Source organism: Saccharomonospora iraqiensis subsp. paurometabolica YIM 90007, assembly GCF_000231035.2.
Lineage (GTDB): Bacteria > Actinomycetota > Actinomycetes > Mycobacteriales > Pseudonocardiaceae > Saccharomonospora > Saccharomonospora paurometabolica.
The window spans coordinates 150654-164809 of sequence record NZ_KI912225.1; the positions used below are offsets into that span (position 1 = coordinate 150654).

The following is a 14156-nucleotide window of genomic DNA, read 5'->3' on the forward strand; positions in this document are numbered from 1 at the left end:
GGGACCCAGCGGGGCAGGACGTCGCCGTCCGGCGCGGTCAGGGTCAGGCCGACGACACCGTCGGCCTCGGGGCGGATCGCGTCGACGACGAGGGCGAGGTCGAATCCGCGGTGACGCACCGGGGCGGGGCGCGACAGCAGCGGTGCGGCACGGCTCTCGGCGACCAGCGCCCGGTACGCGGCCGCGGCCCGTTCCAGCGCGCGCACCGTCCTGCCCGGACGGTACGGCTCTACTGTGGATCGCACGACGCCTCCGTTCCGTCGTCCCGCCGTTGTCCCGCGTCGGCGGCGGCGGGGGACCGTGCGAGGTAGCGCACCGCCTTGTCCATGTCGCCGAGCTGGGAGGGATGGAAGCCGGGGCGCAGGTACCGCGGGATCTCGGTGAGGAACAGCGTCGCCGGGGGGATCATCCCGCGCCGCGCGGCGTCGAACAGGCGCAGCGGCCAGAACCGCCCCTTGTCCGGCGACGGGTCGGCGCGGTGCAGGTAGCCCGCCGCGGCCACGACCAGCCCGGCGAGCAGCGCACTCGCCAGCACCGCGCTGCGCACCCGGCGCGCGTAGCTGCCGTCGACGTACTGGAAGGCGTCGAAGGCGACGTTGCGGTGCTCGACCTCCTCGGCGCCGTGCCAGCGGACGAGGTCCAGCATCGTCGGGTGCATTCCCGCGCGTTCCAGCACCTCGGCGTCCAGCAGCCACTCCCCCACCACCGCGGTGTAGTGCTCCATCGCGGCGAACAGCGCCAGCCGCTCGCACAGCCAGGCGTGCCCGGCCCGGCCGGTCAGCCCCGCCGGGCCGAGCACCCGGTCGGTCAGCCACTCCATCGCCCGCACCATCGGCCCGACGTCCAGGCCCAGCGAGGCCAGGTGTTCGCGGGCCCCTTCGTGGGAGGAGGCGTGGACGGCCTCCTGGCCGATGAACCCGGTCACCTCCTCGTGCAGGCGGGGGTCGTCGATCAGCGGCAGCGCCTCGGACAGCGCCTTCGCCATCGCCCGCTCGCCCTCCGGCAGCACGAGGTGCATCACGTTGATGACGTGGGTGGCCATCACCTCGCCCGGGATGTAGTGCAGGGGCACGCCGTCCCAGCGGAACTCGACGTGCCGGGCCCGGATCGCGTGCGCCTCCGCGTCGTAGCGGCGGGCGCCGCGCGGGTCGACGACCGGTCGGCGGCCCGGCCGGGGAAACCTCACCATCATGCGCTCCTGGAGTTCTCGGCGGTCACGTCATCGGTCGCGTCGTCGGCGGCGGTCGTGTGGAACTGGGCCGGGTCGAAGGCGCGGGTGCGGGCGCGGAACTGCCGGGCGAATCCCGGGTAGAACACGAAGTTGCGCCCGGATCCGGTGAGGTAGTAGCTGCGGCACCCGCCGGTGTTCCACACCGACCGGGACAGCCCGCGGTCGGTCCGGGTGACGAAGGCCCGCTGCACGTCCTCCCGCACCTCCACACTGGACAGTCTTTCGGCGCGCATGCGTCGCAGCGCACTGAGCAGGTAGCGCACCTGGGCCTCGATGGTGAGGATCTGCGAGGTGTAGGTGACCGAGTTCGGCCCGAGCAGGAAGAACAGGTTCGGGAACCCGTGCACCACGGTGCCGAGGTGGGCCCGCGGCTCCCCCTGCCAGACCTCGCGCAGGCTGCGGCCGCCCCGTCCGTGGATGCGGCCGAACATCGGGTGCCCGGTCATCCGGAACCCGGTGGCCAGCACGAGCGTGTCCAGTGCGTGGGTCGTGCCGTCCGCGGTGACGATGCCGTCCGGGGTCACCTCGTCGATTCCCCCGGTCGCCACCTGGACGTTCGGGGCGGCCAGCGCCGGGTAGTACGTGTTGGAGAAGGTCGGCCGTTTGCAGCCGAAGGCATAGTCCGGGGTGAGCGCGGTGCGCAGTTCCGGGTCCCGGACCTGTCGGCGTAGATGCGCGCGGCCGAGCCACTCGGCGCCCTTGAGCAGCGCGGGCCGGAACACCAGGCCGGGCACCATCGCCTCCTGGACGAGGTCGAAGCCCGTCCGCGCGAGGCGTTGCACCGCGGGGACACGGTCGAACACCCGTTGCGGCAGGCCGGTCATCGGCCGGTCCGGGTGCGGCATGATCCAGGTCGGGGTGCGTTGGAAGACCGTCATCGCGGCGACCTCCGGTTGCAACCGGGGGATCACCTGCACCGCGGAGGCGCCGGTGCCCACCACGCCGACGCGTTCCCCGGCGAAGTCGTGCTGGTGGTCCCATTCCGCGGTGTGGATGACCCGGCCGCGGAAGCGGTCCAGTCCGGGGAAGTCGGGCACGGACGGACTGCTGAACGGCCCCGGCGCGGCGATCAGCACGCGTGCCCGCCAGTTGCTGTGCGCGGTCGTCACGTGCCAGCGCCGCGCCCGCTCGTCCCACCGGGCTTCGGACACCTCGTGCCGCAGGCGCAGGTGCGGGGTGAGGCCGAAGTGCCGCACGCAGTCGCGCAGGTACTGCCGGATCTCCTCCTGGTACGGGTAGAGCCTGCTCCAGTGCGGGTTCGGCGCGAAGGAGAACGAGTAGAGGATCGACGGGATGTCGCACTGGGCGCCCGGGTAGGTGTTCGCCTGCCAGGTGCCGCCGACCTCGCCGGCGCGTTCGAGGATCACGAAGTCCTCGATCCCGGCGCGTTTGAGCTGGATCGCCGCGCACAGCCCACCGAAGCCCGCACCGAGGATCGCCACATGCACCCGCTCGGGGTCGTCCCGCGTCGTGCCGCTCATGGGGGCCTCCGGTCGCCGGTGGCGGTGTCCGGGAAACATAAGATCTGACATCGCTCGATGTCAACAGCGCGTGATGTCAGATGTTGCTGGGAGGATGGCGGCATGGTCACCGGAACGAGCCAGGGAAAACGCAGGTGGCGCGGCCGCGAGGCCGCGGACCGGGCCGCCACCCGGCGCGCGCAGCTCCTCGAGGCCGGCACCGAACTGATGGGCACCGGCGGCGCGGCCGGCCTGTCCATGCGCGGGGTGTGCCGGCAGGCGGGGCTCACCGAGCGGTACTTCTACGAGAGCTTCGACAACCTGGACAGCTTCGCCGTGGCCGTGCTGGAGAGCGTGGTGTTCGGCGCGCGGGACACACTGTTGGCCGCGCTGGAGACCGCGCCCCGGACCCGCGCGGACCTGATCCGGCACGCGGTGCGCGCCTTCACCGACCACATCGTCGCCGACCCGCGACGCGGACGGATCATGCTCGGCGAGTCCATGACGTCACCGGCCCTGTCCCGCCGGGGATGGGAGCTGGTCGACGAGTTCACCGCGCCGATCGGCCTGGTCATGACCACTTCCGGCACCGGCGACCCCGGTGGGACCGACGACCTCGACGGGACGGACGACCTCGGCGGGAGGGACGACACCGACATCGCCCGCAACGCGCTCGCCGTGTTCGGGGCGCTCGCCGCGCTGTACCAGCGGTGGATCGCCGACGGCTTCCCCGGCCCCCGGGAGCGGTTCGAGGAACACGTCGCACGGATCATCGAACAGATCACCGCCGCCCGTTCCCGGTGAGACCGGCCGTGTCCGGAGTGGCAAGAGGTGCCCGGCCGGTGCTCAGGGCGCCGGATTCAGCGTGTCCGAGGAGACCGACCTCGGGCACGGCGTCAGCTCGCCAGGACTCGGGTGAGAACGTGTTCGCTGAGGGTGAGCGCGGTATCCAACGGCGGCGGAGGTTCACAGGACGACCGGTGGTTGACGAGTCCGTCGAGGATGCCGGGCGGTGTCTCGTTCCCGTGGTGAAGGCCAGCGGAAGAGACGACGCTGGTCAATGCTCGCCGGTCCGTGTCGGACAGGCCGGGTCCGCAGGTTCGATGGGCGAGCACGTCGCGGGCGGTGTAGGCGTCCGTCGAGGTGATCGCCCGTCGTGTGATCTCGGTGGCGAGTGAGGCGTGAAGAACGTCGTCGGCGAGGTCGAGCACGCAGAGGCCGAGGCGACAATGGAAAACCGGCGGCGGCAGTTGCTTGGCGAGTTCGAGGTAGCGGTCCACCATCGTCACTCTGGACGGCTGGGCGTTCCTGCCGGAGAGGGTGCGGCACAGCGTGGCGAGGTAGGAGGCGATGGCCTGTTCCCATAGTTCCGGTGTGGAGCTGTGGTTGATCAGGTTGAGGGCGTGGTCGTAGTCGCCACGGACGAGGTGGGTGATGATGGCGACCTGTCTGCCGTCGAACATCCGGTCGCCGATGCCGTTGTGGCGTTCGGTGTGTTCGAGCGCGTCGTCCCAGCGTCCGGCGCGGGTGAGCGCCCGGGTGCCGTCGGCGAGCAGCACCGTCCAGAGGAACCGGAGCAGTTCCCGCCGCCCTTCCCGCCCGTCGAGGAGGTCGTTGAGGTCGATGGTCCGGTGATCGATCTCTGCAGCGGTCCTGTCCCTGAGTGTCCGGTAGGCGTTGGTGAACAGCTGGTGGGCACGGGTTCCGTGGCCGTTGCGGATGTGGAGCCGTCCGAGGTTGACGAGTGGTTGCAGGGCGAGTTTGGCCGTTCTCGGCTCCAGCGGTGCGTGGGCGTGGAAGAGGTCGAACTGCCGCCAGCACAGCTCGCGCGCCCGGTCAGGCAGGCCGCAGTCGCTGAGCAGGAGTGCAGCCTTGTTGTGTGCTTCGGCGGCGGAGACGAGCCGGTGCTCCTCGGGCCCGTCGTCTGCGGCGGGTGCGAGTTGAGTGATCTCCTCGAGGCGAGCCGGGAGTGCCCGACAGGCCGGTCGTGGCCTCGGCAGCAGGGGGAACCATGCGGTGAGGCGATAGCGGAGGTCGTCGTTGCTGGGGTTGCGCACGGCACGTGGTCCGATCAGTCGAAGACGAGCGTGGTCGCGGTGTGGGCGAGCAGGGTCTGGGTCGTGGGGGCCAGGCCCCACCGGTTGAACGCGAACAGCACGTGGTGGGCGAGAACGGCGCGGATGCCTCGTTCAAGATCGCCGTCCCGCGCCAGCTGCGCCAACCGCTCCCCCGCGTGGTCGAAGGCCGTGAACCATCCTGTAGCGAAACTCAGGCCGCTGGTGGGGTCGCGGGCGAGGTCGATGGTGTCGACGGTCATCAACCGGCGCATGGACGGTTGCAGCGCGCCCAGCCTGTCGGGTGGCAGCTCGTCGGTTGGTCGGCGGTGCTGGGCGATCCGGGCCCAGATGTCTCCCTGTTCGTACCAATCCTGTCCAGCAGCGCGGAACAGGCGACTGCACAGCAGAACCGCCAGCTCCGCTCGCCCCACAGCCGCCGGGGTGTCGGTACGGTGGAGGTCGAGGTACGCCAGCAGGTGGCGGCTGTCCTGGTGGAACACGGTGTGCGCCAGCGCCATCCCGGTGTCGCCGCCGAAGGCGTGCACCTCGGGTTCGTACAGGCCCGGTGTCGTCGACGGGGCGTGCTTGTGGATGAGGGCGAGCGCGTCGGTAGCGGCGGACTCGTCGGGCGGGAGGATGCGCACGCGCCAGCAGGGCCGGCGCCGCGCGGCTTCGTGTGCGGCGAGACTGTTGCGCTCGTGGGGTCCGGGTGGTTCGGATTTGCGCACGAAGAACCAGGTGTCGATCAGCCCGGCTTCTTCGGCCTCGGTGAGGGCGGGCCGAAGACGGGTGAGCGCGGCTTCTTCGACGGTGCCCCAGTCGGGGAACCGGACGTTGAGCTGACGCCATGACGGGGTCATGCGACGTTCCTTTCCCCACCACTCAGATCAACAGCAGACAGGAGTCCCACCCGCTGTGTGGGGGCGCGTCGGTGCCGAGGGTGTACAGTGCCAGGGCAATGCCCGCTGCACCGTCGAGGAATTCGGGATTGTGCGGGGGCAGCTCGAGTCGATCGAGGAGCCGCCGGCGCAGGCCGGGCAGGGTGGTGGCGAGGGCGCCGGTGTCGGCGTCGGCGGCCATGCGCCACGCGGTTTGGACGATCCCGGCCAGGCCGTGGCACAGGCCGAGGTCGGTGACACGGTCGAGCTGGGCAGGGTCTCCAAGGACGCCCGCCATCGCGATTTCGGCGAGGTGCGTGCGGCCGGGATCGTGCAGGGCCAGGCCGGCGAGTTGTTGTGCGCGGGCCAGCCCCACGGTGCCGTAGCACCAGCGCGGCGCCTGCCGCTGGGACGTCGCGACGTGCCCTGCTTCCCCGTTGTTCCGGGTGATGACGCCCGGCCACCACGGACCCGGCTGCTGCCAAAAGTCCAGCCAGCTGCAGATCCGGGTGATGGCGTCCCGATGTCCGTCGACGACCACCCCGCGCAGCAGGGCCAGTGACAACAGCGCCAAGGGTGCGGCGATGCCGTGGGACATGCCGATATTGCCGTGACCATCAGGGAACTCGGCGGTCACCGCGCCGTTGGGAGAGACCTCGGTCCACCATCCGGGCAGGTCGGCGCGCGACCCCGGCAGGGGTTTGGTCAACCGGACGAGGTAGCTCAGCACGGCGCGGGTGATGTCGTGATCAGGGTGGTGTCGGAGGTGGTAGCTGCCGAATCCGGCCAGCCCGCGGAACAGGTCGAACTCGGCCAGGATCGGACGCTCCCCGCGGTCGAGGCGCGCGTGCGCGAGGGCGAGACGCGCCCGGGTGAGCTCGACGGTCTTCGCGTCCAACGCGGCCAGGGCCGATGGGCACCGGCGGGCGTCTTCGGCGACCGAACGGGTCAGGAATCCCAGGGCCGCGGCGCCGTAGAACAGGGTCGCGTTGCGGCCGGTGCTGAGGTCGTCGCCCGCGGCAGCCGACAGCCAGACGCGGGCGGTGTCCCAGGTGCCGTGGCCGCAGCGGGCCCGTTCGAGGTGCAGCAGCGCGACGCCCGCCGCGCCGCCGAGCAGCGATTGCGGCCGGGTACGGCCCCTCCCGTTGTGCGGGTAGCTCGTCTGTGGGTCGGCCAGGTGGTCGGCGAGCTCGTCGACCGCGGCGAGGGCTTCGGCATGGCTCACGGTTGTCCTCCGGTGCGGGCGTTCCAACGCAGGGCGGCGGCGCGAGCCAGGCGTAAGCAGGCCCGTTCGTCCTCGACGGCGACCCCGGCCATGCGGACGTGGTGCAGGTGCAGCAGATCAGCGAGCACACCGGCGGGTTCGGGCCGGCCGGAGCCTTCCAGGGCGCGGCGGTAGGCGGCCAGGGCCCGTCGGCGGTCCTGCCAGGTGGCCGAGAGGTCGCCACCGCCGGGCAGGGCACGAACGGCGGCCCAGTCCCCGTGCGGATCAGCCAGACGCAACGCCGCCTCGCGCAGCGTCCGCTCCGGCGCAGGGCCCGACGGGGTGCGGGCGTGGTCGATCAGCCACCGCATCCCGCCGTCGGGAGCGTCGTGGAACGAGCAGGCGAGGTTGACCATGCTCGCCGCGGCCAGGGCCTTCCCCGGGACCGCGTCGCGGTCGAGGGTGCGCAGCTGGGCGAGCACCGCGCGGGAGTCGGCGGCGAACACCGACTCCGCGGCTTCCATCGCCGCGTCGGTCCCGAACCGGCCGGTTTCGGGGTGGTAGGTGTCGAATTGCGCGCGGCCGACGAGCCCCCGCTCACGGAGCCCGGCCACCCACCGGTTGATTTCAGCCGCCGTGCGGGTGGCTTCGTCGGGGTCCCGCAGCCGGATTCTCAGGCGGAGGTGCGGGTCGGGGTCGTGGTAGCGCAGGAACCACCACTCCGGCTCGCGGTCCCAGGCGGACAACAGCTCGGGCAGATGGCCGAGGAGCACAGCGTTGTCCCGGTCGGGATGTGTGTAGAGCTTGACGTAAGCCCAGTGTTCGCTCCCGGGGAGGTGTCCGTGGTCGCGGCCGACGAGGTGCGCCGACCAGCGCGGCGACGGGGTCGAGGTGGTGGACACCAGCGGGATCACCACCTCGTGGGTGTGCCCGTCGAACCAGCCGAATGCCTCCGCGTCGGGTGCTTCCCGCACCGTGAGCCCTCCGGCGCGTTCCAGTTCGATGCGGAGCAGGGACAGGTGGGCCGGGGTGTGCAGGTGCAGCCGCATCCGGCGGTCGTTGTCGCCGACGTGGACCGTGTCCGGGACACCGGCACGCTCGCGCCACTGGTGGAAACCTGCCACCCAGTCGCGCCATCCGGCTGTCGTGCCGGGCAGGTCCGCGGGCTCCAGCCGCCACCGGGCGGGCGTCAGGATCGTGCGGCGGTAGCGGACCCGGGGCAGGAACGGCAGCCGACCGGCGTGTCCCCAGGAAAACGGTGCACACGGGGCCGCACGAGCCGTGTTGATCTCGGTGAGGAACCGCACGAGTGGGTGCGCGTGGTGCACCATCTCTACCGCGCTGAACATCACCGGTTCGACCGGGCGGCGCTGCGACAGCGACAGCAGGACCAGGCGCTGGGCGTCGGCGGTCACCGCGAGATCCTCCAGCGGCACCATCGTGGTGTCGGCCGGTTCCCGGTGCTCGCCCAGCGAGACCACCGCGGGCAGCACCCGGGGGCTGCGGGCGACGTTGTCCGTCCGCGGATACAAGGCCGGTGCCGAGACCTGGGCCGGGAACCCGGTTTCGCACACCGTCGGCAGGTCGGCGTAGGCGGCAGCGAACCGTCGTTGATCCCCGGTGTCGAACAGGTCGAGGAAGCGTCCGGTCGTGGCGCCCGCGCTCCGCGAGACCCCGGCGACGACGAGCCCGAACTCACCCCGATCCAGCGCGGCACGGGTGGGGGCCTGCACACACAGCCGGAGTTCGGTGTGCGGCTGCGCCGCGATGTCGGCGCCACCGGCAACCTCGAGCTCGGCGAGCATATCGTCGTCCAGAACGACTTCCCTGCACTGTTGCCAGGCCGCCCGCTGGGCCCACGCCATCAAGGTCGCATCCCGCTCCGACAGCGACCGTTCGACCGGTGCCCTCCGGGGCGCGTCGCGGTATCCGGCCGGGAACCCGAGCCCGCTATCGGCCACCAGCTCGGTGACCGGCACCACCGCCTGCGGGCCGTACCGTTCGATGAAGCGGCCGTGGTACTGCTGCCATTCCGGACTGCCGAACGGCCGCGGCGCCAGACGCACCAGTGCCGCCGCGGCGGCCTCGGCCTCCCGGGCCACCGCGTCCGGCAAGGCCAGGTCGCAGTCCAGCCGCAGATCCATCCCGACCGGTCGCTCGCCGGACGCCACGCCCGTCACCGCGTGGGACATGCCCGCGCGGCACTCGCGGGCATGCCGTGCAGAGTCGGCCCCGTTGTGCCCGATCATGTCCCGATGGAGCGCGCGGATCTGCTCCACCGGACCCGACACGCCGTCCACCGAGTCGGCCTCCACCTCGTCCAGAGCCGCGACGACATGCGTCAGCGGCTCGGTTGCCGTCATGGGAGGCCGCAACTGGGTGACCAACAGGCCTTGCCCGACGAGTTCCGCCAGCATCGGCTCCAGCGCCGAGACGGGTGCGTCGACCTCGGCCGCGACCTTGTCGGCCGCGTCCCTCAGACGGATCGGTGTGACCGTGGCCCGCATGACGGCCTGCACCACCCTCGTGTTGCGGACCGACACCTCCCCCGGCCCCTCGACACCCGCGGCGGCATGTCGGCGTTGCCAACCCAACACCAGCCTGCCGTCACGCACGGTCGCGGCCGAGTTCGCCACGACCCGCAGCCGCCCACACAGCTCACGATCGGACTCCAGCTGCGTCAGGACCGCGTCCAACCATGCGGCGTCGACCCGCGGCACCGCCCGGTGACACCGGCCCCAACGCACCGTCGTGGAGCGAGCGAACCTGGTGGCGGCCACCCCGGCGAACAGCCCGAACGGAGTCGCCCGACCGGCCGCCCGAACCAGGTAGCGCGTCACCGACACCGCCGCGCGGCGCACCTCACGCGCCGGCCGGTCGGGTTCCCGGCACACCGTGGCGACCCGGCGCGCCAGCACCGGACTGGCCACCTCCACGGCCGCCGCGAACTGCTCGATGGCCCATACCCGCTGCAACCAGGCACGCCACTGCGCCACACGCTCGCCGGTGTCGCCGGAAAGGTCGGGCCACCCGGCCCTGTCCGCAACACCGGCAAGAGGCGCCGCCCGCACAAGAGCGGCATCGATCACCTGATACATACGCCCCCACGGAAGAAGGAGCCGGGCGGCGGCGCGAACACCCCGCCACCCGGCTCACTGGGTTCTCACCTCAGTACCGACGCGACGGGGTCACGGGCAGGTCGGTGTACAAGCTGACTCACAGGTGCTGCCGCAGCCGTCATCGGTGGGCCGCATGAGCTCCTCGACAACCGGACCGGACTCGGCGAAACGGATGTCGAGATCGAAGTCCTCAGGGGCAGGCGAATCGGCCGCCACGTCGGCGATGGTGTCGTGAGCCTGCTTCGGCGAAGCCGACTCGGACTCGGTGGAAAGTGTCAACGGAGCCTCCTTGATTCGATGATCTTCATTGTCTTACGAGAGCCCTGTGTGGTTAGGGCTCTCGCGCTCCGGCCAGGAGACGACGACGCGTGTGTGCCTCTTCTCGATGACACGTCCCCTGGGGAGTTCACTGGTGGGCGTTGCGGCGGGAAAAACCTCGATGTGCGCACCGGGGCCACCGCGCAAGTCCCGGTCGAAGCGCCGCAGCAGCTCGACGTAGTCGTGGGCGACCGCGTCGGCTTCGGGACCATGTGCGTACACGCCGTTCTCGAACGAGTTGGTGCCCTCGATAGGCCGTTTCGTCCGATAGGCGAACGATGCCCCACGGATCAGGGTCGGAACCCCCTGCTGTGTGGACCGCGCGACCAGGCCACGGTCGATCGCACCTTGTCGCGCCGCGAGCAGACCAAACACCGGCGCTGCCGTGGCGATCCAGAAGTGCGTTTCATCGGGGCGATCGAACTCGATACCGGGCCAACGTTCCAGCCGGGGTGACTGCAAGGACTTCTGCAAGCCCCGGATGTCGAGAAGTTGTTCTTCCTCGACTCGTAATGCGACCTCTGGACCCTCGAGAGGGATCAGGCGTTGCTCGCGGGCACTGGATCCTTGCATCGGGACGAACCCGCACAGGCGGTATCCTGTGCTGACCAGGTGCGCACCATCACGTTCGAGCACCACCGACCGGGTCAGTCCACGCATCCGCAGTGGAACGATCAGTCGTCCGCCTGAAGCGAGCTGGTTCAACCAGGCCGGCGGGATGTCCCACGCGCCGGCGGTAACGATGATCCGGTCGAACGGCGCTCCAGCGGCGTAACCATGCTCAGCATCGCCCAGAACCACGGTCACCCGTTCGTACCCAGCAGCGTCCAGACTGCCACGGGCACGCTCGACGATGTCCGGGTCGATGTCCAGGGACACCACCGTCCCGGACTCACCCACCAATTCGGCGATCAGGGCGGCGTTGTACCCACCACTGCCCACCTCCAGCACCCGCATCCCGGGCTCGAGCTGCGCCTGCTCCAGCATCGTCACTTGAATGTGCGTGGCACTCAGTGAACTGGTCGCCAACCCCTGCTCGTCCCGCTTGGTCACCAGCGCCCGATTCGCCGCGTACACGTTCTCCAGCGGCTCCTCAGGAGCGAACAGATGCCGCGGCACCGCCCGCACCGCCTTTGCGAGCGCTCCGCTGCGGAGATCACCCCACTCCTCGAGTTCATACGCCATCGCCTCACGGCGGGCGGCGGCGTCGTCAGCGCTGCTGTCAGCGTCACCTGCTGTTGTCATCACACACCTTCAGGTCGTTGTACGTAGTGGTTCCACTGGATGACGTCGGCCGTAGATGAAGGACAGCAGAGCCATCTGAGTCTCGCGACCCCGCGTTAGAGGCGGCGTAGGCCAGCGAGTACGCGCTCCATGAGCTCGCGATGCGCCCGTGAGGTTTTGCAGTTGACTGCCACGTTGGCGGCATCCCGAGCGGCGACGTCGAGATCGATGTCTGGCCATATCGGCTCGGTGACCTCGGTGATCCGAGGGATTGGAGCCGTGGGTTCAGTGAGAGCATGCTGATCTGCCCTCTCAGCCATCGGCCGCCACGTCGCGGGTAGTAGGCGAGGGGATCTCCACGACCCGGCCGTCGACCTCGGCCGCTCGCGCGCGGAGATCGTCAGCGAGGGTGGCCAGCGCTTCGAGATGGTTGGCGAGCAGCAGAAGCCCATCGGCGGGCAACTCGCCGCCGTCCTGCCGCTGCATGAGCTCGACAGTCGCCATGCCGAGGTTGGTGTTGAACCGGCCGACCCGTGCCAGTAGATCCCGGTCACGTTCGATCATCGGGCGGTGTTCTCGCCCGTGGCACCGCCGTCCGTGTCGGCGGGGTCCTCGCCCGGGTCAGCAGTGTTGTCGCGCTCAGCGGGACCGTGCGGGTGCCCGTGCAGGTCGGTGAGGAACGCGCGGGAGTCGGGTTGGCACCCTCCGTTAATCCAGCTCATGACGCGGGACCGTATGCCGCCACGCGCCCCTTGAGAGGTACAGAACAGCACCCGTCACCGACGGGGACAGTTTGTCCCCCTCGGCCGTGTCAGGTGAGCACGCCGAGCTGTTTGGCGAGGCCGCGCGCGTCCCGTTCGATCAGCCGCGACCCCGCGGTCACCAGCTCGGCGGCGAGGCCGCGCGACAGCGGGTGGCAGCGCATCGACTCGACGCTCACCGACGTGGCGCGCTGGAGTGTGTGGAGCGCGCTGGTGTGGTCCTTGCGTTGCGCGTACGCGCGCGCGGTTTCCAGCCACAACCGGGCTTGACGGTCCCTCGAGGGGATCGTGTCCGGGTCGACGGCGCCGGCCTTGTCGAGCGCCGTGCCGCCTTTGTGGAGGTCCACCGCCACGGACACCCCGGTCAAGTCGGTGTTCGGCCGACCGAACAGAGTCCACGGGTGCGCGTAGCCGGTGGGCAGCATGGGCACCATCGCGTCGGCGTCGTCGACGAAGCGGAGCGCGTCGCCCTCGCGGCCGAGACGCGCGGCCGTGATCGCGGCGTGCAGTCGGCAAGCTCCCCACAGCGCGCGCGTGTCGTCGTCGCCGGTGTCGAGGAACGGGTCGAGGACGCCGGCGGCGTCGACGGCGAGACGGAGCGCGTCATCCTCGCGGCCGGTCGCGCGCCACACGTTGCCGACCACCCATGACGCGGCGGCGAGGCCAACCGGGTCGTCAGCCTGCTCGGCGGCCGCCATGCATCGGTCGGCGGACAGCCACAGCAGCGCGGAATCCGCCACCCACGCGAGCGCCTGCTCTACCAGCGCGTACGCGGCCACCAGAACCCGGTTAGCGGTGCGGCGGTCATCGCCGGTGAGAACGCGGGTGGCGCGCCGAGCGTCCCGTATCAGTGCGGGCAGGATGCGCCCCACGTCAGCGCGTGGTGTGCTCGAGCTGTGCCACACGCGCCACGTGTAGGCCACGCGGCGCTCAAGGTCGACGGGGTCGAACTGCTCGTCGCGGTCAACGGTGAGCAGGGTTTCCTCGATCGCCTCGCGGATCGCGGGCACTGCCTCGTGCCCCTCGCGGCCGACGGTAGCGGTGACTTCTTCGCTCCCGGTCAGTGCGGCCACGTCGGGCAGGTTGAGCGCGTCGGCGAGCTTGACCAGCATCTCCAAGCGCGGCGATAGTAGGTGCCCCTTCTCGACCTTCTTGAGCCAGTCGGGCGACCGGCCGACCAGGCCAGCGAGGACGGGGCGGGTCATGCCGCGCCGTTCCCGATGCGCGCGGACCCGCTCCCCTACGGGCTTGCCTGACAATTCGTCGACGTGCATACGGACCACCTCGGTTCGCGGAAGTCTGCCCCCTTTCGCGTGCCCCCGGGGGCCTAGTCCGGGGGCGTTCCTCCGCGAAAAGAGGCACCGCCGAGAGTAGCCGATCTACGACGGTGTGACATCCCACTCGGCGCGGAGGGCGGCGACGCCTCGTCTGTGAGCGACTAGCCACACGCGGGCGAGGATCCCGCCGGGGCGCTGCTCACGCTCGAGGCGGCGCCGTGACGCCTCAGTGCGGGGCCGCCGCCAAGGGGGCACGTACGGCGGCGCGTACGGGTTGGGCCGTGCGGGCTCGCGTGCCCAAGCCGTACGGCTACGCCCGGGTAGTAGCGAACGTGGCCACCGCCTACGTCCCGTTGGGCGATACCGCACGTGTGCTGCACTACACCGGCGACATCGATCCCGCCGTCGAACAAGCGGACTCCGACTGGAGTCGGGCATTGAGCCTTTGCCAACCTGCCGGGCGGGCATGTCAGGGCGAGTGCGGCGTGGCGTGACCACCAATAGGTGAAGCTCCTGGTAGACGGGTGATTGCCTAGATCAATCCGTCTCACCAGGAGCTTCACCATGCTGTCTTACCCGTCCGGGATGAGTGTGTCCAGCCGCGCTCTCGGCGTGCTGGCCGACGCG

The 14156-nt window shown here is 70.6% G+C and carries 12 protein-coding genes and 1 pseudogene; 1 reads left to right on the forward strand and 12 read right to left on the reverse strand.

What is annotated here, in order from left to right; all coding sequences use genetic code 11:
• The 3 genes and pseudogenes from SACPADRAFT_RS32560 to SACPADRAFT_RS0209490 all read right to left on the reverse strand — a co-directional run.
• Positions 1-245 (reverse strand): annotated as a pseudogene (locus SACPADRAFT_RS32560) (oxidoreductase); the annotation flags it as partial.
• Positions 230-1189: a metal-dependent hydrolase gene (locus SACPADRAFT_RS0209485; protein ID WP_007024577.1), complete on the reverse strand. Its 960-nt coding sequence runs from the start codon at positions 1187-1189 to the stop codon at positions 230-232. The gene SACPADRAFT_RS0209485 and the pseudogene SACPADRAFT_RS32560, both read right to left, overlap by 16 nt.
• The gene (locus SACPADRAFT_RS0209490; protein WP_007024578.1) at positions 1189-2712 is read right to left on the reverse strand and encodes a flavin-containing monooxygenase; all 1524 of its coding nucleotides are present in this window, start codon (positions 2710-2712) and stop codon (positions 1189-1191) included. The genes SACPADRAFT_RS0209485 and SACPADRAFT_RS0209490 overlap by 1 nt, the downstream gene beginning before the upstream one ends.
• Before the next feature lie 102 nt (positions 2713-2814).
• Here SACPADRAFT_RS0209490 and SACPADRAFT_RS0209495 point away from each other — a divergent pair, with 102 nt between their 5' ends.
• Positions 2815-3495 carry a TetR/AcrR family transcriptional regulator gene (locus tag SACPADRAFT_RS0209495; protein ID WP_007024579.1) on the forward strand — a complete coding sequence of 227 codons (681 nt, stop codon included), beginning with the start codon at positions 2815-2817 and terminating at the stop codon, positions 3493-3495.
• Between the two features lie 92 nt (positions 3496-3587).
• Here SACPADRAFT_RS0209495 and SACPADRAFT_RS0209500 read toward each other — a convergent pair whose 3' ends face one another.
• The 9 genes from SACPADRAFT_RS0209500 to SACPADRAFT_RS0209535 all read right to left on the reverse strand — a co-directional run bounded on the left by SACPADRAFT_RS0209500 (position 3588) and on the right by SACPADRAFT_RS0209535 (position 13526).
• Positions 3588-4748: a hypothetical protein gene (locus tag SACPADRAFT_RS0209500; protein ID WP_007024580.1), complete on the reverse strand. Its 1161-nt coding sequence runs from the start codon at positions 4746-4748 to the stop codon at positions 3588-3590.
• 14 nt (positions 4749-4762) lie between these two features.
• Positions 4763-5608 (reverse strand): thiopeptide-type bacteriocin biosynthesis protein, encoded by an 846-nt coding sequence (locus SACPADRAFT_RS0209505; protein ID WP_007024581.1) that lies wholly within the window; start codon positions 5606-5608, stop codon positions 4763-4765.
• Positions 5609-5630: 22 nt separating this feature from the next.
• On the reverse strand, positions 5631-6851 hold the full coding sequence (locus tag SACPADRAFT_RS0209510) for a lanthionine synthetase C family protein (RefSeq protein ID WP_007024582.1): 1221 nt from the start codon (positions 6849-6851) through the stop codon (positions 5631-5633).
• Positions 6848-9826: a lantibiotic dehydratase gene (locus SACPADRAFT_RS0209515; RefSeq protein ID WP_198048289.1), complete on the reverse strand. Its 2979-nt coding sequence runs from the start codon at positions 9824-9826 to the stop codon at positions 6848-6850. Before SACPADRAFT_RS0209515 ends, SACPADRAFT_RS0209510 begins: the two co-directional genes overlap by 4 nt.
• Positions 9827-10018: 192 nt before the next feature.
• Positions 10019-10228, reverse strand: a complete 210-nt coding sequence (locus SACPADRAFT_RS26660) for an FxLD family lanthipeptide (protein WP_007024584.1) — start codon at positions 10226-10228, stop codon at positions 10019-10021.
• Between the two features lie 33 nt (positions 10229-10261).
• A complete protein-coding gene (gene fxlM, locus SACPADRAFT_RS0209525; RefSeq protein ID WP_007024585.1) occupies positions 10262-11512 on the reverse strand; it encodes a methyltransferase, FxLD system in 1251 nt (416 codons plus the stop codon).
• A gap of 291 nt (positions 11513-11803) precedes the next feature.
• Positions 11804-12055, reverse strand: a complete 252-nt coding sequence (locus SACPADRAFT_RS0209530) for a hypothetical protein (RefSeq protein ID WP_007024586.1) — start codon at positions 12053-12055, stop codon at positions 11804-11806.
• A complete protein-coding gene (locus tag SACPADRAFT_RS31425) occupies positions 12052-12213 on the reverse strand; it encodes a hypothetical protein (RefSeq protein ID WP_157577117.1) in 162 nt (53 codons plus the stop codon). The genes SACPADRAFT_RS0209530 and SACPADRAFT_RS31425 overlap by 4 nt, the downstream gene beginning before the upstream one ends.
• 89 nt (positions 12214-12302) lie before the next feature.
• Complete coding sequence (locus SACPADRAFT_RS0209535; RefSeq protein WP_007024587.1) at positions 12303-13526, reverse strand: helix-turn-helix domain-containing protein; 1224 nt, start codon at positions 13524-13526, stop codon at positions 12303-12305.
• Positions 13527-14156: the final 630 nt, after the last annotated feature.

Bases quoted from the DNA above. Each gene is read 5' to 3' on its own strand.
- SACPADRAFT_RS0209535 (WP_007024587.1), bottom strand. From the start codon at position 13,526: ATGCACGTCGACGAATTGTCAGGCAAGCCCGTAGGGGAGCGGGTCCGC.
- SACPADRAFT_RS0209530 (WP_007024586.1), bottom strand. From the start codon at position 12,055: ATGATCGAACGTGACCGGGATCTACTGGCACGGGTCGGCCGGTTCAAC.
- SACPADRAFT_RS0209485 (WP_007024577.1), bottom strand. From the start codon at position 1,189: ATGGTGAGGTTTCCCCGGCCGGGCCGCCGACCGGTCGTCGACCCGCGC.
- SACPADRAFT_RS31425 (WP_157577117.1), bottom strand. From the start codon at position 12,213: ATGAGCTGGATTAACGGAGGGTGCCAACCCGACTCCCGCGCGTTCCTC.
- SACPADRAFT_RS0209505 (WP_007024581.1), bottom strand. From the start codon at position 5,608: ATGACCCCGTCATGGCGTCAGCTCAACGTCCGGTTCCCCGACTGGGGC.
- SACPADRAFT_RS0209495 (WP_007024579.1), top strand. From the start codon at position 2,815: ATGGTCACCGGAACGAGCCAGGGAAAACGCAGGTGGCGCGGCCGCGAG.
- fxlM (WP_007024585.1), bottom strand. From the start codon at position 11,512: ATGACAACAGCAGGTGACGCTGACAGCAGCGCTGACGACGCCGCCGCC.
- SACPADRAFT_RS0209490 (WP_007024578.1), bottom strand. From the start codon at position 2,712: ATGAGCGGCACGACGCGGGACGACCCCGAGCGGGTGCATGTGGCGATC.